Raw genomic sequence first — 17,073 nt, forward strand, 5'->3', positions numbered from 1 at the left:
TCGGGAAGACCGGTGCCATGCTCGACGAGTTGAATCCCCAACAGCGCGAGGTGGCACTTATGCGCCGCCACTGCCTCGCCATCGCTTGCCCGGGCGCGGGCAAGACCAAGATGAGCGCGACGAAGGCCGCGTTCTTGCTGCAGGATCCGACGGCGGTGGTGGGCGCCGTCACCTTCAGCAAGGATGCGGCCGTCGAGCTACGCGAGCGCATTCTCGCGCTGGCGCCGCCTGATGCCAAGCGCCGGCTGATCGCCGGCACCTTCCATTCCCTCGCATACAAGCAGCTGCAACGGCCTGGCCGCGGCCGGCCCGATATTGCATCGGAAGGCGATCGCCTCGGGATGCTTGGGCGCGTGCTTGCCGAGCTCGGGTACGACTGGAAGGTTGAAGAGGCGGTACCGATCGTCGAGCGGATAAAGACGAACTTCGGTCGAACCGATGAGGGTTCGGCCGAGGCCACGCTCTACGCTGCCTACCAAGACGCGCTCGAACGCAACGGCAAGATCGACTTCCAGGACATGTTGCGCCTTGCGGTGGAGCGGATGCAGAGCGAGGACATCAAGCCATATCGGTTCACCGACCTGCTCGTCGATGAGTTCCAGGATACCGATCCCCTGCAGTTCCGGTGGGTCGAGCTGCACGCGCGCGCCGGCACGCATGTCACGGTCGTGGGCGACGACGACCAAAGCATCTACGGGTTCCGGGCCGCACTCGGCTTTCGTGGCATGGAGAGCTTCGCGAGCACGTTCGAGGCGCAACGCGTGGTGCTGGGTAGCAACTATCGCTGTCGCGCGGAGATTCTGGCAGCTGCCGACCGGGTGATCCAGAACAACGTTGATCGGATGCCGAAGGTCCTTTATGCCGCGCGGGGCGCCGGCGGCGCGATCGCGGCGCGGCGATTCGACGATGAGTATGGCGACGCGGTGGCCGCCGTCGAGGCGCTTCAACCGAGACTCACTGTCGGCGCAAGCTGCGCGATCCTCGCGCGAACGAACCGGATCCTCGATCCGATCGAGGCAGTGTGCCGATCACACGGCGTGCCGTACTACCGGGCGTCGGGCGGATCGGTGCTCAACAAACCACAGGCCGCGCTGATGTGCAACCTGCTGCAGGTGGTCGAAGGCCACAAGCAGAACGGCATCGACGCCGTCTTGGGCTACATGGGCATGAGTTCCTACGACCTCGGCGCGTTGCACAAGCGCATGGGTGCCGCCTTCGTCCAGATGCAGAAGCAGGAGCTCGTCGGTCTAGGGCTGCGCGAGGACACCGCGACTGCGTACCGAGCCTTCATGAAGCGTCTGGGCGAGTGGCAGGCGCTCTGCCAGCGATCGTTCCACTCGCTCGCGTTGGAGGGCGTCTACGAGTGGATGATGACGTATGCCAAGGGCGACGTCGCGATCCGGGCGATCCAGTGCATTTACGACGTGGTGAGTCGCCTGAACGGTTCGTTTACCGAGCGTATCGAATTCCTGAAGCGTGACAACAACAAGCCGGGCGACGGTGTGCTCGTCCTGACGACGATGCACAGCTCGAAGGGGCTAGAGTACGACCACGTGTGGATCAGCCGATCGGAGGAGGGGGTGGTTCCCGACGACAAGAGCCCGGAGTCGGAGGAGCGGCGCCTGTTTTACGTCGCGATGACGCGCGCTCGCGATAGCCTGACTATTTCGTCGATCAAGAAGAACGCGGTTTCACGGTTTGTGATCGAGTCTGGGATCGAACAAAAAACGGCCGCTTGAAGCGGCCGGATACACGCGGGGTGCTGAGCCGTCAGTCGCCTTTGTTACTCTCAGCTAATAGACTGGCCAACGCACCTGCGAATGAGATGCAGGCCAAGGTATAGAACAGGCCGGCAGAATTGGTGCCAGCTGGGATTCACCTCGACTGATAGTAAGCCCGGTGATCCCGAGTCCTGATGCACACGCTATAAGCAGGAATGCGAGAAGGTGCAATGGTTTCATGATCGTTCTCTACGAGTTGAGCTGGTTAAGGTCAATCGGAAACGTCCGAGCGAGCCGTCAATTTCCTGGATGGCGCCGGCATCCGACGACATATAGCAATGCACCTATTCAGAGTCGATCCGGACCCTCAAGGTCAATGCGTAATGCCCGTCCGGGAAGGAAATGGTAGTCGCGCCGTGGTCCGGAAGATCAACAGATAAAGTGGTGGCGGGAAGTCCTCCGGTGACCGGAGACATGGAAATGCAGGCGCCGTGTTCCGTCGACTTGACCGAACGTACTTCGGTATCTTCAGCTTGAATATCCAGATGAATCGCTCCGCGCGGTGTTCGCGTCGGCTTCAGGAATAACGTGCGTCCGATGGGCAGCTGCTTAGCTTGGAATGTCGGGGTGGTGCCATCGAGGGTGCACGTCGAGTAAGGGAACTGCTGCTGGAACGATACCGCGAACGGTATGAGGCTCCCGGACGTATCCGCGAAACGGTGCGTGCCTTGTACAAGCGTTTGTCCTTCCTTCGCCCAGTTGATATCGACAACCGGAGGTGTACCGGTGCCGGCGATCGCTTGAGCCGCGGCCAGTAACGCCGCGATCACGACGACTGAATTCTTCGAGAGGCTGTCCTCACTCAAATGATTGGGTTGTGGCGTATCTCGGCCGACGCTTCAAGTCGCGGGGGCGTTCCTGCCCGAACTGGTTTCGCCTTGGCGCAGAAGCCACCACTCGATGGCTATTCCTCCAAAGGCGACGGGGAGAATTCAGAGTAGGAGGTAGGTAAAGAGCGCGATCGGAGCTTGCAGGAACCACAGGTCTGCAACCTGTTGGTTTCCGTTAGACAGCCAGTCACCGGCAACGTCAACGACATGTCCGATAATCTTGGTGACCATGTTGTCGGGAGCCCCCCTTAGAGGAGCCAAGCCGTTCTACGCGAGGCAACAAGTGGTCATCACCGACGTAACGGCGATTGTGATATGCGCGCTTTGCTGAGCGATCGCACCGAGGCATTTTCTGTGCTTGTTCATGACGTCGGTAGTGCCACAGTGTCGGTAGTTCCGTTGAGCGGGGTGGCGGTCGTTGGTGCTTCAATGACCAGTTCGCGCGGCACGCGTTTGAGCTGACCGTTGAGCGCGGCTTTCGGGCCGAGGCGAATCGTGCCGCAGTAGTACACGCTCCCGTTCACTCGGCCGTTGATTTCGAGGGTGTCGCGTGCGTGGACGTCGCCTTCCACGGTACCATCGATTCGGACGAGCTCGCCCTGCACCTTGCCTTTTACGATGCCGCCGGAGCCAATGTGCAGTAGGCCGGCGGTTGAGATGATGTCGCCGTTTGCGATGGCGAAGACGCTCAAGCCATGGTCGAGAATCATAGTGCCCTCGACGACCAGACCGGCCGCAAGGATCGTCACGTTGATCGGTTGCGCTTTCATAGGAGGCATCTCAGAAGAGTGGAACGTCGCTGGTCTTGGCGGGCGTCGAAGGTTTCGGAGGGTGTTCGGTCTTCGTGGGTTCGTTATGCGGTGCGGACGCAGTCGCTTCGGTGGTGGCTGGCTCCTGGTGCTGACGAGCGGGGGCGCGGCGGATCCGGTGCGGCGCGGGTTTCGGCTGCTCAGCCGATTGCACGGTGGGTTGTGCTGCGACGGGCGCTGTCGACGTTGCGGGCGGTGGTGGCGACGCGGTTTGGCCGGCCGCGGCCTGTTGCTGGCCGGCGGCCCGGTTCGAAGCCGCGCGCGCGGCTCGGATCGGCGACGCGGCAGCCTTTTCCAGGTCGGTCGCGGCTGCGGGCGTTGCGGCACTTGCCGGCGCCGTCGATCCACTGGACTCGCTGGTCGGCAGCGCTTGTGCGTTGATTCGTGCCGTGGCCGCCGGCGCGCGGTCAGCTGGCTCTGCAAAGTCTGCTCCGGTGAGTTGTCGTTGGGAGCCGGGCGGCGTCGAGGCCGCGGCGGGCGCCGGCGGATTGGCCGCAGTATGTGCAGTCGACCGCTCAACGTGTGCAATGGCCTGCGGCGGATGGAGCGCGTGCCAGAGCTTCGCCGCGCTGATGCCCGTGAGTCCGGCCACTGCTACGACACCAAGGACGATGGCGACCGGCCGGCCGACGTTTCGACAGGCCGAAGAGAGTCGGGCGGTGACGCACTCGCGCGCCGATTCCTGCCGGTCAGGAGCAGGGAGCGCCCGCACGTGGCTGTCGATGTCGATGACGACGGGTTGCGACGAGTATTGGGCGTGTAGCGCCTGGATCTCTCGAATGTCCAAGATTTCCTCCGTGGATGATCGGCATACCGCGACAGCGTTTGAAGGCGCGGCAGGCTCAAGACGAGCTTATTCACCGGATTCCAATGTCAAGCCGGTGGGGTCGAGCTGCAGGTGCTGTCGCGTCAGTCGCGTGCGGTGCCGTCGGCGTCGTATCGGTCGTTGTCCGGGATGCACACGGTTCTCACGTGCAGGATCCGGCCTTCGGCGTTCTTGAGGATGTTGGCCCGATCCTGCGGCGTGATCTTCTCGGCGAGCTGGGCCTCCATCGACGCGACGAACAGGCGGTCGTACTGGGTCAGGCACCTGACCAGTAGGCCCGCCAGCGGCCGCGTCACCTTCAATTCGATCTGCTCGTACGGAAACGTCAGCGCGCGCGCGTTGTGGCGTTCGACCCACGCGGTGGCTTTCCGCATCCAGTCGGCGGTATCGCGCAGTGCGGTCTGGACGGCCATTACCTTGCCGCCGCGGGCAACAGCGATCTTGGCCGCGCAGAAGTTGTAGTCGCTCCGGATGAACGTGCGTGCGAAGACAGAGCTGTAGTGCAGGATAGTGACCGAGTCGGAATCCGGCACGATCTTGTCGATACGGCTGTCGCTCGTCAGGCGCTGGATTGGCTTCAATCCGGTCGACGTGGCGAGGCGCACCGGCGGCTCGTCGGTGAGTGGGGGGCTTTGCGTGGGCGTGTCAGGTTGCCCGCACCCTTCGTGCGGTGGTTCGAGAACGGCAGACATGATTTTTTCGGGTGGTCTCTCTCATCGATGATTCTGAGCGAGGCACCGGATGCGCGTACCGGCAAAAGCGAGCCTGTTTTCGTGAGCTTTTCGGGGAGAGCATCCCGGAATTACCGCGATACTGACTCTACTTCTCGCGTCCCTGACGCATCGACCTTGACTTCGCTGGCCGAAGTCCATTTTTTGTACAAGCCGTGCCTATGGGCATGCTCCGACTGGTTGGCAACCAGTGTGGAATTCCTTTCTGATGAGCGCCTCGCCCGCGCTCCCCATTTCAGTCATAAAACTCGTTGCTGGCCGCATTCGTTTGCGCCGCGACGTCGTTCGAACCCGGATCTCGGGTGTCTCTCTCCAAGCCTCTGTCTGGGTAGAACGACTGTAGTCGACTGAGCCGTGAACCTGCGTCGGAATGGCACTTCCGAAAATGGGCTGTAGCACAGCGTGACCATGCAGTGCGAGGACGACCTAACGTCCTCTCTATGAGCCAACCGGCTCCCTGAGCACCACGTCCCCGGAAGGGACGTGGTGCTTGGGTCATTTAACCGAATCCACGAAGCGCGTTCCTCTGCCGAGGAACGCGCTTTTTTTTCGTCTTTTTTCTGTCCCGGAGGTGCGTGTGCTTCCCGATCGTCTCGATTCCCGGATTGCCGACGTGATCAGTCAAACGATCGCCGAGGAAAGGTCTGCCACCGACACGACGTCACCCGCCTGGCGGGCGCGTTGCGAAGTGGCGCAAGTCGCGATGTTCACCGACTCCGACCGCCGGATTTTTCTGTCCAGTATCGCCAACCGCCGCGGAGAGGCGGCCGTCAACGCGCTCGAGCAATCGGCGGATGCGTTGCGCACCCAGGCGATCTTCAAACTTGCAAGGAAACCATCATGAATGCAGTTGTCAGTTTGCCAAGCGGCCCCGTACGGAGCGTCGTCGAAGAGCGGCCGATGCGCCCGCCCGTGATCGGGAAGATCCGGCCCGGCATCAAGGTGCTGACGTCGTCCGCCCGAGGCAACCCGGATGCGGTTGTGCTGTACGAAGCGATGGTGGCCGCCGGTGACTCGTTCGAGACGATCGGCAAGGCGATCGAGTCCCGTTGTCGGCTCAGGAATGCGCTGGCGCCGCGTAACACCGATTACTTCACCTGCCGGTGCTCGGACTTCAACAATCCGGCCATCGCTGACGAGATCCTTCGGCTCTACGGCGAGGATCGCGGGCAGGGCGTCAGGCTCTACCGCTTCCCGGTACTGTTCGCCTTCAACGATTGGATGCAGAACATCCCCAACCAGATGGCGGCGTGGGGCACGAGTGGCCGCAAGTACTTCTCGGAGTACGGGCATGACGGGCTCCGATACTGCAAGACGTACGCGAAGGTCGAGCGCGATCCGCACGCGACGCGCGCAGTTCGCCAATTCGGCGGCCGCGACGTGATCTTCCGTCAGGATGACGTGATTCCCGACGGAGTCTGCAACCCTGAGCAATGCCCGCAGTACCAGGGGCGGCAATGCAACCTCGGCGCGCAGTTCATCTTCGCGATTCCAGACATCAAAGGTCTGGGCCTGATCGAGCTTCCGACGAACTCGATTTACGTGCTGCAGAAAGCGTATGCGGCGATGAAAACGGTCCAGCTGGCCCGCGGCAAGCTGACTGGTACGAAGTTCTGGATCTCGAAGCGGGAATTCGACATCACGCGTATCAACGAAGCGGGCGACGCGGTGCGTCAAATGCAGATGTTGACCGTGCTCGATGCGGACATCGATATCGGCGCGCTGCTCGACGGCGCCGAGGACGTGCCGTTGGCGATCGAGGATTCGGAAACGAACATGCAGAGCGATCCCGGCGGCACGGTGATCCAGCTTCACCCGGCATACGGCGGGAGCGCAGCTGGCCACGCTGGCGGTGACGCACCTGAGAATGGCCCTCCGGAGACCATGGACGGGAAGCGTCATCGCATGCAGGACCTGCTGCAGCGTCTTCGCTTCGTTGAAGAAGAGCAACGCAAGTCGTTTCGCATCTACGGTCACTCCCGATTCGGACGTGGCTGGACGGAGCGGCCCGCCGATCTCGACAAGATGATCGCGCGGCTGACAGTCGCACTCACGGATCCGCAAGCGCTTGATCGCGAGATCGGTGAGGCGGTCGCCTCCTTCCGCAACGCGTAACTGATACCCCTTTCGCCGGCCCTTCGGGGCCGGTGTCTTTTTCTACATCGCGCACCTGAGAGTCCTTCAGCAAAGCAATTTGCTCAAGTGCTTTCGACCGCGTGCCTCATGCATCGAAATCGTCCGCGCAAGCGGCCATCTCTTGACCAATCCCCTTGGAGGATCCTATGCGCCGGATCGGCAACATCACGGCGTTTTTCGGCGCCGCCGACGTGTTTAGCAATTGGCACCCGTGCAGCTTCACGTTCCACGAAGTCACATTCAACTGTGTCGAGCAATTCATGATGTACGCGAAGGCCATGCTGTTCGATGACCACGCAACTGCGGAAGCAATCCTGTCGTCGACATCGCCGCGTGAACAGAAGCGGCTCGGCCGTTCGGTACGCGATTTCGACGAGGCGCGTTGGCTAGCGGCCCGCGAAAAGATCATGTTCGTCGGCTGTCGCGAGAAGTTCCGACAGAACGAAGCGCTCGCGATCGCGCTGCGCGCGACGGGGACGTCGGTCCTGGTCGAGGCGAGCCCGTATGACCGGATCTGGGGCGTCGGGCTCGGCGACCAGGACCCTCGCATCGCTGATCCGTCCGCCTGGCAGGGGTTGAACCTGCTGGGCAAAGCGCTCATGCACGTGCGGGACGCGCTTTCTCGGTCGTAACTTTCCTTCTTGCGCCGCACGCCGGCGCATACCTTTCTCTGGCTGCCTGCGGGTGGCCTTTTCTCTTTCTGGAGGCGTTGATGAAAATCGCGCATTTTTCTGACCTGCATTACTCGCCGGGAAACCTCGACGAGGCGGACAGGTGTTTCTCGCACGCGGTAGGTGACGCGATTTCACGGCTAGCTGGTGTAGCGGTGATCAGTGGCGACTCGACCGATCATAGACTCGACGCGCATTCGCCGGCGCTCCATGCGCTCGCGAAGCAAGTGCACCGGCTGGCAGAAGCGATGCCGGTTCTCATGCTTCAAGGCACGTTTTCGCACGAACCGCCGGGAACGCTGGACAATTTCGCGTTGATGGGTGCGCGATATCCGGTCGCGATTGCGGACCGGCCTTGCCACGTGGCGCTCGTTGAAGGGGAATTCTGGTTCTCTCAGGGACCGGTGTTCACCGACGAAGAGCTTCGTTACGCAATCGATGGTGGTGCGGGCGCGATATTCACGTGCCTTCCGACCATGAACAAGGCGGACTTGGCGTTGCGTGTTGGCGCGTTGGCGGCGTCGACGAGTCTCGGTGACTCGCTGACGGACTTCCTGTCGGCAGCGGGCCGGATCAACGCCACGGCGCGGGCAGCCGGTGTGCCGACCGTCGGTGTGTCGCACGGGACGGTCAACGGGTGCGAGACCGAGCACGGTGTCACGATGGCGGGTTTCGATCACGAGTTCAGCCTCGGTGCGCTGTTTGGCGCGGAGTGCTCGGCGTTCATGCTCGGACACATTCACAAATATCAGACGTGGGGGCGCGAGGGGCGCGTGGTGGGCTATCCCGGATCGATCGGGCGGTTTCATTACGGCGAGCTCGGCGACAAGGGCTATCTGGCGTGGGACGTGTCGGCTTCCGATGCGTGCACCACGTTGATCCCGACGCCGTCTCGCGAAATGGTCTCCGTTGCTTTTGACGGGCCGCCTGACACGAACGAGCTGGAAGCACTCGCGGCGGCATCCACCGGGAAGTTCGTGCGTATCCGCTGGCAGATCGACGAAGAGCATAAGCAGCTGGTCGACCGCAAGGCGATCGAAGCAATGTTCTCGACGGCCGCCGGCGTGAAGCTCGAGCCGCGCGTGCTTCCTGTCATGCGCAGCCGGGCAGAGGGGATCAGCACGGCGCCGACGGTCGACGCGAAGCTGTCCCGATGGTGCGAGCTGGCCGACGTCGATGCTGTTCCGCTGGTTGACCGGTTGCAGCTGCTCGAGGCCGGGGAGCCGGACGCGATCGCGCAAGCAATCCTGGCGCGTTTAGCCACTGCTGACGAGCCCGCTGGTGGCCAAGCCGGCACGCCCGTCGTCGCGCCGGCTTTGTCGCTGGCCACAATGGCGACTATCGCGCCGGCCGCTGACGAACCATCCTGGCTCACCGACGATCTGTTTGCGGCGTAGCTTTGCCCACGGACGGTTTGCATTCCGTCACTTTCGAACACCAGCCGTGTTCCGATAGCCCCCGTGGCTATCGAAACGAGGTTCACCCCGCGCCCGTTGGCGCATCGAACGCAGCAGCGCTGCATCCATTTTCTTTCTACCCTGACGGGAAGTGTTCCCCGTCAGGGGCGCACTCCGTCTCAATTCTGGAGTGTGCTCATGTTTGGTCTCTATCCTGCTGGCGTCCGTTGGGCGCAATCCTATACCGCGTCCACCGACGCCAAGGCGTTGCAGAAGTGCCTCGTCGACCACGGCGGGTGCACTGCAGCCCTCTTTCATCAACCGTTCGGTGCTCAACGCGGCGCTGTAATCGCACAACGCGATGGCCTGTTCATCCTGACCCATGTGATCGAAGCCGACCAGGCTGAAATCGTGGTCACGCCGGGCGTCGAGCTGCAGAACCTGCTCTGGTCGTTCGACTCGGGCTACTCGGGTCAGTGGTCGGGGCGCGAGCTGCAGATCCTCATGGGTTGTCCCGATTGGGACGCGGTGCTCAAGCAGACGTCGGACGCGTTCCGTCGCCTCTGCGGGACAGTGCAGGCTGCCGTCGATGGCACGTTGGGCAAGCCGGCTTCCCGGCCCGAGCCGACGCTGACGATCGACGACGATGATGTGCCGTTCCTGCCTGACGACTATCTGCAGCCCATCACGCTCGCGGAGATCCAGTCATGCGACCACTGAAGCTGTTGCTCGAAGGGTTCCATGGCGTGCGGGACGGGATGAAACGCGACAGCGTCGAACTCGATCTGGAGTCACTGCCCAATGGATTGATCGCGTTGACGGGGCCGAACGGCGCCGGCAAGACGACGATCATGGACAACCTCCATCCGTACCGGATCATGCCGTCGCGTGCGTCGAAGCTCTCGGTCGATGCGTTCTCGTACTGGGATCACATCTGCGGAGTGCAGGCGCGCAAGGAGTTCGAATGGGAGCACGATGGCTTGCGCTATCGGTCGACCTTCGCGTTCCGCAAGCCGGGCAAGACCGGCAAGGCGGACTACTTCCTGTTCTATCGCTCGACCGATGGCGAGTGGCGGCCGGTATCGCTGCCGGATGGCACCGTTTCGGATGGCAAGGGCGAAACCTACGATCGATGTGTTGACGCGATCTGCGGTTCGCTCGAGTCGTTCTTCACGAGCGTGTTTTCGGCGCAGAACCGCCGGCCGCTCGCGTCGTACGGTGCGAGCGAGATCAAGGCGTTGCTCGCTGAACTGCTGAAGATCGATCACCTCCGTGCGTTGTCGACGAAGGCTGCAGAGGTCGCGAAGGTGCTGGCCCGGCAACTCGGCGTGGTGCAGCAAGACCTCACGGCATTTTCTGGAAAGCGTGAGCGGGTCGATCAGACGCGCAAGGCGATCGTGATGGACGTTTCTGAGATCGCTGCCGTGCGCGAGCAGCGCACGACTGTCCAGGCGGAGATCGCGACGCTGACGCAGCAGCACGCCGTACTGGTTGCCAAGCAAGGCGAGAACGCAGGTGCGGCGGCGCGACTCGGGGAACTGGGGGCGCGTCGCAACGAGCTGCGGACTTCGCTTGATGCCGTGGAGCGTGACGGGCAGGCGGAGCAGCAACGGTTGCTGCAGCGCGCGACGACGATTCGTAACACGATCGCCGGCCATGCAGCGGTTGTTCGGCAACGCGAGTCCATTCTTGGCGCAGCAGCGGATCGTGACGATATTCAGCTGCGTCTCGGCAAGGCCGAAGCCCTGATTGAACCACTCCAGCGAGCGATCGACGAGCTCGACGCGAAGCGACTGCGGGCAGCAACGGTCGGATCGACGCTCTCCAGTCTGCAATCGGAGGGCACGACCAAGGCCGACCTGATCAAGACCCTGACCGAACAATCGGCGGTCATCGGGTCGGTGCCGTGTGGAGGGATGGACATTCACGCGACGTGCCCGTTGCTCGCGCAAGCGAGGAGCGCCGCACAGCAGGCGGACATCCAAACCATCTCGTTGAATGACCTTCGGGCCCGGTACCGCGGCCACAAGTCGGAACTGGAGCAACTTGCGCCGGCTGTCGAGGTGTTGTCTGCGAAGCGCGCCGAACTGCAGCGCGTCAATGCGGAAATCACAGCGGCCCGGCAGGCGCTGCAACGTGCAACCGAACTCGCCGCACGAAAACCGCTGCTCGACGCAGCTGAAACCGGGATGCAACAGGGCCAAGCGGAACTTGCCTCGCTCGAAGTTGAGCGGGGCGAGGCGTCGAAACGTCGGGAGACGGAGGCGGCGCGGCTCAATGGCCTGTTGCGCGAGGTCGAAACGGAAGTTTCGCGTCTGGCTGCGGTCGACGTGGCGCAAGCGATTGCGGATGTCGATCGTCAGTTGGCTGCTCGACGCGAGACCTGCACGGGGCTGGACGCCAGGATCGAAGCATTGATCCGGCGTCAGGCTACGGGAGAAACGACGCTGGTGACGCTCGAGCGCGAGCTCGAGGGTTTTTCAGCGACGCAGGCACTCGCCGAGCGCATCTCGGACGAGATCGCGAAGTGGAAGCTGGTGGCGAAAGGGCTGGGCAATGACGGCGTGATCGCGCTGACGATCGACGACGCGGGCCCGGCGCTGACGCAGACGGTGAACGACCTGCTGCTTGCGTGCTACGGCACGCGGTTCACGGTCGAGATCCAGACCCAGCGCACGTTGGCCAACGGTGACACGCGCGAGGGATTTGAAATCCTCGTGCACGACGCCGAAAGCGACAGCAGCAAGGCGGTCGGCGTGATGTCCGGTGGTCAGAAGGTGTGGATCAACGAATGCCTGACACGCGGCGTCGCCCTGTATATCGCGGGTAACGCGGGACAACCGTACGAGACGCTCTTTAGCGACGAGTCGGATGGTCCGCTTGATCCCGATCGCAAGGTGCAGTTCATGTGTATGAAGCGCGAGGTGCTGCGTCAGGGCGGGTATGCGCGGGAGTTTTTCATCTCGCAAACGCCCGACCTGATTGCGGAGGCCGATGCGGTCATCGACGTGGCCGCACTCGCGAGGTAGTGCAGCACACATTTTTAACCCTGGTGGGGAACGTTCCCCACAGGGGCGTTCCTCGCCTTTTTTTATTCGAGGAACGCAATGAAATTGAAGTCCAATGCTGCTGCTCTGCATCGAAGCCTGACGGTTTCGATCCGCCCGAAGCCCATCCGCATGGGTACGGAACACGTCTACGAGCTGAACGGCTCGCGGCTGCGCGACGCGCTGGTTGATGGGCGCTGGGTGACGGTGGCCGCTACGGCTGTCGTTGTGTCCTGAATCGTCGACGGAGGAACGTTCGATGAGCGGGATGACGAACCTGGTGATGCTGTTGATCGCGATGCACGGCGGCTCGGAGCCGCCGGCGCCGGCCCTGCGCTACGCGGTGGCTTCGCAGGCCGTGAATAGGCGGCCGCCTATTAAAACGGACGCGGTCATCTGCAAGGATGGCCAAGTCCACACCTTTCCCGCAGGGCATCCCAAGCCGTGCATTTAATCCGTTGACCGACGGCCCCGCTCTCGCAAGAGAGTGGGGCCTTTTTTGAGGCCCCTATATGCCACTTCTGAATGTTGATCTTGTTCAGCTTGCGTCCAGTGTCGTGCCAGAAAGCGTGCGAGATTCGTTCGACGCGATGTCGGTTCGGGCGCGTCTGGCGACGCTCTCGATCGTTGCAGACCAGGTTGGAAATGCGTCAGTGCGCGATGTTGCACTGCATGCGCTGACGGTGATCGACGCCCCGGCCTATGTCGGGCTTTCGGCGGTCCGAATCGCGCTCGAATCCAGCTGCGCGCTACTGCGCATTCCAGCCGATCGCTTCGGCTTTCTCGTTGCGGTTAGTAGTTCTGCTGTTCCGCAGAAGGAGGGGAACGCGGAGTTTGCCAAGTGGCCGCGGAAGGACAGCGATCGGTGGCTCTTGACTGTCACCGAGCGTGATGTGGCGAAAGCAATGGCGAACCGCTAATGCATTCGTCACAACGTTTCGATGCCGCATCTCGACGTTCCGCACGCGACTGGAGCGGGGCCTTTCATTTTCGTTTGGAGATACCTATGAAGAAGCAAATCGGTTGGGCCGTACTGGTGGCGGGGCTGTGCTGTTTCGTTGCGATCGCGCTGGGCAGCCGCGCGCAGGCGGAGACCCGGCCGCGGGTTGAAATTACGTTCTCGCTGGATGGCGGCGCTGAAGCGCTGGTGCTGCGGACGATCGGTGAAGCTCGCCGGTCGATTCGCGTGCTGGCCTACTCGTTCACCGCACCGGCGGTAACCCGGGCGCTGATCACCGCGAAGCGGCGAGGCGTCGACGTCGCGGTGATCAGCGCCCGCAGCAACCTCGACGAGGATCGCAGCGGCCGAGCACGTGCCGCGCTCGGAGCGCTCACGTACGCCGGGATTCCGGTTCGTGTCGTGAGCAGCTACTCGGCCCAGCACTCGAAGGTCCTGATCGTGGACAACGTGACGGTACAGACGGGCAGTTACAACAATAGCGAAAAGCCAGCGAACTTGCTGGCTTTTTCAGGCTATCGAGGCGGAGAGGAAGTCAAGTCTGGGGGGTAGTTTGAGGCCCGGTCGGGATCGTCGCCCGAATGCGGATCACAGTGCGCTGGCTCGTCAGGCCCAAGAGATGCATGACGTCGTCGTTGCTTCTGCCGGCGAGCAGCAGGCGCCTGGCGAACGTGTTCCGCAGGGTGCGCGGGCTCATATCGGGGAGCCGAACGTCGATTGCGAGGAGTTCGTCTCGAACGATGCGGCCGAGCATCTCGTCGGTCATTGGCCCGCCTGCACGGGGGGACGGGAACAGCAGTGGGCTGTCGGCGGCCACAGACAGATTCTGCCATCGAGCGAGCGCGGGTTCCGCAAACGCGTCAACGTTGACCCGACGTGCTTCGCGTGGGCCGCGTTTCGGTACAAGGAGGTGCGGCCATGCCGGCGACAGGTCGAGGTCGACGGCGGCCGCCTGTCGGATTTCCTGCGCGGTGATGCCGGTCGAGAGCAATAAGCCAACGATGGCGCGGTTCCGCAGCGCGCGATCGTCGAGTCCGTCGATGGCTCGGATCGACGCCTGCAGGCGAAGGTCGTCGGCCTCGAGCAAGTGCACCGGGACGGGTTCGTCCTCCGGCCACGTCAGCGTCAGCGTATAAGCGGCCGCTGGATTGGTCTTACGCACGCCGACGTCGACGAGGTGCCGGCCGAGCCGGTCGAGGAGCTTCTGGTACCGCAGGCGTGTCGTGGTACCGGGTTTGCACCGGCGATCGAGGTCAGCAAAGAACGATTCGAGGTGGTCTGGGCCGAAGGTGGCCAGCGACCGTTGTGCGGTCGCGAGATGGCGCATGAAGCGTTCGAACATCGCTTCGTGCTGGACAATCGATCGAGGGGAAAATGCCCGTCGATTCGCGCCGGCGGCATCTGTTTGCTGCCAATCGCGAAATGCATCGGTCGGTGCCGTAAGCCAGGATGTCGCCTCGTCCATTCGAGCTTATATACTGAATTTATGAGGTTTCCAGTATCACGCGAATCTGCGATTCGCGCTCGGGTCTTGTAGGGGCGTGAGGGCGAGGGGCGTCAATCCGAAAGACCGTCAAAGGCGGACTGGGCCGCTTCGAAGCTTGAGTAGCGGTCATGAGCTCGACCATCTGGGCGCCAGAGGAGAAACGTCTCGCGTCGCTCCGCGATGTAGCGGCCGATTGCCCAACCCTTCGGTCCCGACCAACCGTATTCGCCGGCCCTTGTCCAGCCGTCCGCGGAACCATCAATTTCGACATTCATACATGCTCCCTGTCGACCGCAACCTGGGTTGCTGCGAGAACCTCCCGAACGCACTGGTAGACAACCGGAAGGGACGGGATGTCGTGCATCCAGTCCACCGGCCGGGCAAAGTTCCCAGTCGCAAGAAATGATGGTCGGATCCGGGCGAGTCCGTCGATGACGGACTGCTCATTCCGGCTTTGAAACCCGAGGTCAGAAAATGCCTGCTCCTCGACATCAAGCAAGTCCGCCCAGGTCAGCAGCCGTGCCGCCGGCATCCCGCTTGGAAAACGAGAGACTAGCGACCGGGTAACACGGCGCAAATCGGCCGCCGCGTTCTCGAGAGCGTGCTTGTACGCAATCGGGTCGAACTCCGCGATGGTGCTTTCTACCCGTTCTCGCATGATTGAAGAGTCGCAGGTGGATGTTGCGGCGGCAGGGAGCGCAAACAATCCCTGCGGTGCCGCCGCAACTGAATGACTGTGAATATATACAGTATCGTGGATTTGCTCAACCCCTCACGGTCGGGGGCGTAAACTCGAACAGCGAGCTGACACCCCCTCAGAATACGGTCCGAACGAGCGCGGCCACCTCTTGCCACGCGGTCGTCAGACCGTCTCGGGACAGCGCCCACTGCTCGAACCATAGATGGCGATAGAAGCGCTCCATGGTGTCGTCACTGATCAGCCGCTCCCCACTGAGTCGTTCTTCCGCAGAATAGACCTCGCTGGCCATCCGTTCGAAAGCGGTCAGAACAGGCTGTCGCACCCACGGGTAATTGTCTTTCTTCAATGCAGAACCTTCCCCGACGTCCTTCACGAAAGAAATCAAACCGGCCGGGGAAGGTGCCCGGAATTCAGGTGGCAGCCCTACGCTCGACGGCCGCGTATTGTGTCAGGACTCAGGCAAAATCAGAAACGCCGTGCGATCCCTGCCACGAATCCAGGTAGGTTGGCGCCCGCGTCCGCTCCAGGTCACGCCGGACGCCGGGTCGCGATACTTGGCTGGGACACGGGGTCGACTTCGAGGGCGCAATGCCCGTCCAAACACTTCAGATTGATCCAGTTCAAATTCCGCAATCAAACCGTGGATGTGTTTGAGCGCGGATCGGCGCTCAACCGTGCGTGCTTCCGCAATGCGTTTGGTCAGTTCGATTTGTTCGGCAAGGAGTTCCTGGTAGGTTGGCATAAAGGGAAGCGGTTTCCAGATTAATTGGGGTATCAATGACGAACGGCTTATTCGCAGGTCGTCCGGTCCATGGGAAAGGCATCGTTTTGCAAAGCAGCAAAACACGCATTGAAGATCGGGATCGAAATCAGGTCGTGCTGACGTAGGGCCAGTAGACGGGAGCGGCGTAGGCAGGTAGGGGAGGATGCATCGCCCACCATCTGCCAGACTGCAGTGATCAACCGACGCCGTGCGAAATACCGGCAGATCAGATACGCAGCGCCCGCGAATGGTCCAGTCACAACGCTGGCGAGACACCAGCCGATTCTGGACAGGCCCGCGTGGTTAATCCTGAGCCAGTCCATATCCAGCACAATGCCGGTTGCTGTACCGATGACGGCAAGCAACCCCAACAGCACGATCATTGAGCCCTCATTATTCTATATGCGCGTATAGAATATAACGTATGTGCATGTAGATTGCACGCCATGACCCATCCCATTCACGACCACCGCTATCCGTTCATCGCGAAACTGCTGGTTCAGATTCGCGTGGACCGAGGCTTACGTCAGCAAGATCTGGCCGATCGGCTCAAGCGGACGCAAACCTTCGTGTCGAAATACGAAAGCGGATCGAGACGCATCGATTTGATCGAATTGCTGGATATTCTGCGTGCGCTCGACGCCGATCCGCATGAATTCATTGACCGGGTGCAGGCTCAATCATTGTCCCGATTGCCTCGATAATGTGGCGCAGGCAGGGCCTTGGTTTGCGAACTATTCTGGCGTCGTGGGAAAAGTCGGCTGATGGTCGGAGGCCTGATAAAAGCTCCGACGGCTACTACGTAAGGCACTGGAGACTATCGTCAGCCAGCAAGTTGTATAGGAGAAATTTAGATGTCGCTAATGCTTATTAGCGGCATGGTATTTGATGGGGTGAAATGGGGGAAATCCCATCGTGTCTCGGGTAGCGTAATGACA

The 17,073-nt window shown here is 61.8% G+C and carries 22 protein-coding genes; 12 read left to right on the forward strand and 10 right to left on the reverse strand.

Annotation, left to right across the window (positions count from 1 at the left end):
- Nucleotides 1-17: 17 nt before the first annotated feature.
- Nucleotides 18-1,739 carry an ATP-dependent helicase gene (locus RZR99_RS25400; protein ID WP_323122529.1) on the forward strand — a complete coding sequence of 574 codons (1,722 nt, stop codon included), beginning with the start codon at nucleotides 18-20 and terminating at the stop codon, nucleotides 1,737-1,739.
- A gap of 326 nt (nucleotides 1,740-2,065) precedes the next feature.
- On the opposite strand, the gene RZR99_RS25405 is transcribed toward RZR99_RS25400, so the two are convergent.
- From RZR99_RS25405 to RZR99_RS25420, 4 genes are all read right to left on the reverse strand, one after another.
- Complete coding sequence (locus RZR99_RS25405) at nucleotides 2,066-2,587, reverse strand: hypothetical protein (protein ID WP_323122530.1); 522 nt, start codon at nucleotides 2,585-2,587, stop codon at nucleotides 2,066-2,068.
- A 386-nt stretch (nucleotides 2,588-2,973) separates the two neighbouring features.
- Nucleotides 2,974-3,381, reverse strand: coding sequence for a bactofilin family protein (locus tag RZR99_RS25410; protein WP_323122531.1), 408 nt, complete (start codon nucleotides 3,379-3,381; stop codon nucleotides 2,974-2,976).
- 10 nt (nucleotides 3,382-3,391) lie between these two features.
- Nucleotides 3,392-4,207, reverse strand: coding sequence for a hypothetical protein (locus RZR99_RS25415; protein WP_323122532.1), 816 nt, complete (start codon nucleotides 4,205-4,207; stop codon nucleotides 3,392-3,394).
- Nucleotides 4,208-4,329: 122 nt separating this feature from the next.
- Complete coding sequence (locus tag RZR99_RS25420) at nucleotides 4,330-4,938, reverse strand: DUF1845 domain-containing protein (RefSeq protein WP_323122533.1); 609 nt, start codon at nucleotides 4,936-4,938, stop codon at nucleotides 4,330-4,332.
- A gap of 616 nt (nucleotides 4,939-5,554) precedes the next feature.
- Between RZR99_RS25420 and RZR99_RS25425 the strand changes: the two genes are divergently transcribed.
- The 10 genes from RZR99_RS25425 to RZR99_RS25470 all read left to right on the forward strand — a co-directional run bounded on the left by RZR99_RS25425 (nucleotide 5,555) and on the right by RZR99_RS25470 (nucleotide 13,738).
- Entirely contained in the window at nucleotides 5,555-5,821 is a 267-nt protein-coding gene (locus RZR99_RS25425) for a DUF7696 family protein (RefSeq protein WP_323122534.1), read from the forward strand.
- A complete protein-coding gene (locus tag RZR99_RS25430) occupies nucleotides 5,818-7,092 on the forward strand; it encodes a recombination directionality factor (RefSeq protein ID WP_323122535.1) in 1,275 nt (424 codons plus the stop codon). The genes RZR99_RS25425 and RZR99_RS25430 overlap by 4 nt, the downstream gene beginning before the upstream one ends.
- A 167-nt stretch (nucleotides 7,093-7,259) precedes the next feature.
- A complete protein-coding gene (locus RZR99_RS25435) occupies nucleotides 7,260-7,745 on the forward strand; it encodes an NADAR family protein (RefSeq protein ID WP_323122536.1) in 486 nt (161 codons plus the stop codon).
- Between the two features lie 80 nt (nucleotides 7,746-7,825).
- Nucleotides 7,826-9,181, forward strand: a complete 1,356-nt coding sequence (locus RZR99_RS25440) for a metallophosphoesterase family protein (RefSeq protein WP_323122537.1) — start codon at nucleotides 7,826-7,828, stop codon at nucleotides 9,179-9,181.
- A 198-nt stretch (nucleotides 9,182-9,379) separates the two neighbouring features.
- The gene (locus RZR99_RS25445; RefSeq protein ID WP_323122538.1) at nucleotides 9,380-9,901 is read left to right on the forward strand and encodes a hypothetical protein; all 522 of its coding nucleotides are present in this window, start codon (nucleotides 9,380-9,382) and stop codon (nucleotides 9,899-9,901) included.
- Nucleotides 9,889-12,210 carry an AAA family ATPase gene (locus RZR99_RS25450; protein ID WP_323122539.1) on the forward strand — a complete coding sequence of 774 codons (2,322 nt, stop codon included), beginning with the start codon at nucleotides 9,889-9,891 and terminating at the stop codon, nucleotides 12,208-12,210. Before RZR99_RS25445 ends, RZR99_RS25450 begins: the two co-directional genes overlap by 13 nt.
- Before the next feature lie 78 nt (nucleotides 12,211-12,288).
- Nucleotides 12,289-12,465 (forward strand): hypothetical protein, encoded by a 177-nt coding sequence (locus RZR99_RS25455; protein ID WP_323122540.1) that lies wholly within the window; start codon nucleotides 12,289-12,291, stop codon nucleotides 12,463-12,465.
- Nucleotides 12,466-12,496: 31 nt separating this feature from the next.
- The gene (locus RZR99_RS25460; RefSeq protein ID WP_323122541.1) at nucleotides 12,497-12,682 is read left to right on the forward strand and encodes a hypothetical protein; all 186 of its coding nucleotides are present in this window, start codon (nucleotides 12,497-12,499) and stop codon (nucleotides 12,680-12,682) included.
- 58 nt (nucleotides 12,683-12,740) lie between these two features.
- Nucleotides 12,741-13,148, forward strand: coding sequence for a hypothetical protein (locus RZR99_RS25465; RefSeq protein ID WP_323122542.1), 408 nt, complete (start codon nucleotides 12,741-12,743; stop codon nucleotides 13,146-13,148).
- Between the two features lie 86 nt (nucleotides 13,149-13,234).
- Entirely contained in the window at nucleotides 13,235-13,738 is a 504-nt protein-coding gene (locus RZR99_RS25470; RefSeq protein WP_323122543.1) for a phospholipase D-like domain-containing protein, read from the forward strand.
- Here the strand turns inward: RZR99_RS25470 and RZR99_RS25475 are convergent.
- The 6 genes from RZR99_RS25475 to RZR99_RS25500 all read right to left on the reverse strand — a co-directional run bounded on the left by RZR99_RS25475 (nucleotide 13,722) and on the right by RZR99_RS25500 (nucleotide 16,518).
- Complete coding sequence (locus tag RZR99_RS25475; protein WP_323122544.1) at nucleotides 13,722-14,651, reverse strand: tyrosine-type recombinase/integrase; 930 nt, start codon at nucleotides 14,649-14,651, stop codon at nucleotides 13,722-13,724. The genes RZR99_RS25470 and RZR99_RS25475 overlap by 17 nt on opposite strands.
- A 92-nt stretch (nucleotides 14,652-14,743) precedes the next feature.
- The gene (locus RZR99_RS25480) at nucleotides 14,744-14,947 is read right to left on the reverse strand and encodes a hypothetical protein (RefSeq protein WP_323122545.1); all 204 of its coding nucleotides are present in this window, start codon (nucleotides 14,945-14,947) and stop codon (nucleotides 14,744-14,746) included.
- Complete coding sequence (locus RZR99_RS25485; RefSeq protein ID WP_323122546.1) at nucleotides 14,944-15,330, reverse strand: DUF2471 family protein; 387 nt, start codon at nucleotides 15,328-15,330, stop codon at nucleotides 14,944-14,946. The genes RZR99_RS25480 and RZR99_RS25485 overlap by 4 nt, the downstream gene beginning before the upstream one ends.
- A 157-nt stretch (nucleotides 15,331-15,487) precedes the next feature.
- A complete protein-coding gene (locus RZR99_RS25490) occupies nucleotides 15,488-15,718 on the reverse strand; it encodes a hypothetical protein (protein WP_323122547.1) in 231 nt (76 codons plus the stop codon).
- A 102-nt stretch (nucleotides 15,719-15,820) separates the two neighbouring features.
- Nucleotides 15,821-16,114 carry an H-NS histone family protein gene (locus tag RZR99_RS25495; RefSeq protein WP_323122548.1) on the reverse strand — a complete coding sequence of 98 codons (294 nt, stop codon included), beginning with the start codon at nucleotides 16,112-16,114 and terminating at the stop codon, nucleotides 15,821-15,823.
- Nucleotides 16,115-16,161: 47 nt separating this feature from the next.
- A complete protein-coding gene (locus RZR99_RS25500) occupies nucleotides 16,162-16,518 on the reverse strand; it encodes a hypothetical protein (protein WP_323122549.1) in 357 nt (118 codons plus the stop codon).
- 63 nt (nucleotides 16,519-16,581) lie between these two features.
- Here RZR99_RS25500 and RZR99_RS25505 point away from each other — a divergent pair, with 63 nt between their 5' ends.
- Nucleotides 16,582-16,839: a helix-turn-helix domain-containing protein gene (locus RZR99_RS25505; RefSeq protein ID WP_323122550.1), complete on the forward strand. Its 258-nt coding sequence runs from the start codon at nucleotides 16,582-16,584 to the stop codon at nucleotides 16,837-16,839.
- The last annotated feature ends 234 nt before the right edge of the window (nucleotides 16,840-17,073 follow it).

This window comes from Burkholderia alba, from assembly GCF_034721475.1.
Taxonomy (GTDB): Bacteria; Pseudomonadota; Gammaproteobacteria; order Burkholderiales; family Burkholderiaceae; genus Burkholderia; species Burkholderia alba.

Coding starts and splice junctions, on each gene's coding strand:
- RZR99_RS25440 (WP_323122537.1), top strand. CDS start 7,826: ATGAAAATCGCGCATTTTTCTGACCTGCATTACTCGCCGGGAAACCTC.
- RZR99_RS25445 (WP_323122538.1), top strand. CDS start 9,380: ATGTTTGGTCTCTATCCTGCTGGCGTCCGTTGGGCGCAATCCTATACC.
- RZR99_RS25450 (WP_323122539.1), top strand. CDS start 9,889: ATGCGACCACTGAAGCTGTTGCTCGAAGGGTTCCATGGCGTGCGGGAC.
- RZR99_RS25505 (WP_323122550.1), top strand. CDS start 16,582: ATGACCCATCCCATTCACGACCACCGCTATCCGTTCATCGCGAAACTG.
- RZR99_RS25480 (WP_323122545.1), bottom strand. CDS start 14,947: ATGAATGTCGAAATTGATGGTTCCGCGGACGGCTGGACAAGGGCCGGC.
- RZR99_RS25465 (WP_323122542.1), top strand. CDS start 12,741: ATGCCACTTCTGAATGTTGATCTTGTTCAGCTTGCGTCCAGTGTCGTG.
- RZR99_RS25400 (WP_323122529.1), top strand. CDS start 18: ATGCTCGACGAGTTGAATCCCCAACAGCGCGAGGTGGCACTTATGCGC.
- RZR99_RS25470 (WP_323122543.1), top strand. CDS start 13,235: ATGAAGAAGCAAATCGGTTGGGCCGTACTGGTGGCGGGGCTGTGCTGT.
- RZR99_RS25495 (WP_323122548.1), bottom strand. CDS start 16,114: ATGCCAACCTACCAGGAACTCCTTGCCGAACAAATCGAACTGACCAAA.
- RZR99_RS25460 (WP_323122541.1), top strand. CDS start 12,497: ATGACGAACCTGGTGATGCTGTTGATCGCGATGCACGGCGGCTCGGAG.
- RZR99_RS25500 (WP_323122549.1), bottom strand. CDS start 16,518: ATGATCGTGCTGTTGGGGTTGCTTGCCGTCATCGGTACAGCAACCGGC.
- RZR99_RS25435 (WP_323122536.1), top strand. CDS start 7,260: ATGCGCCGGATCGGCAACATCACGGCGTTTTTCGGCGCCGCCGACGTG.
- RZR99_RS25475 (WP_323122544.1), bottom strand. CDS start 14,651: ATGGACGAGGCGACATCCTGGCTTACGGCACCGACCGATGCATTTCGC.
- RZR99_RS25455 (WP_323122540.1), top strand. CDS start 12,289: ATGAAATTGAAGTCCAATGCTGCTGCTCTGCATCGAAGCCTGACGGTT.
- RZR99_RS25420 (WP_323122533.1), bottom strand. CDS start 4,938: ATGTCTGCCGTTCTCGAACCACCGCACGAAGGGTGCGGGCAACCTGAC.
- RZR99_RS25430 (WP_323122535.1), top strand. CDS start 5,818: ATGAATGCAGTTGTCAGTTTGCCAAGCGGCCCCGTACGGAGCGTCGTC.
- RZR99_RS25410 (WP_323122531.1), bottom strand. CDS start 3,381: ATGAAAGCGCAACCGATCAACGTGACGATCCTTGCGGCCGGTCTGGTC.
- RZR99_RS25485 (WP_323122546.1), bottom strand. CDS start 15,330: ATGCGAGAACGGGTAGAAAGCACCATCGCGGAGTTCGACCCGATTGCG.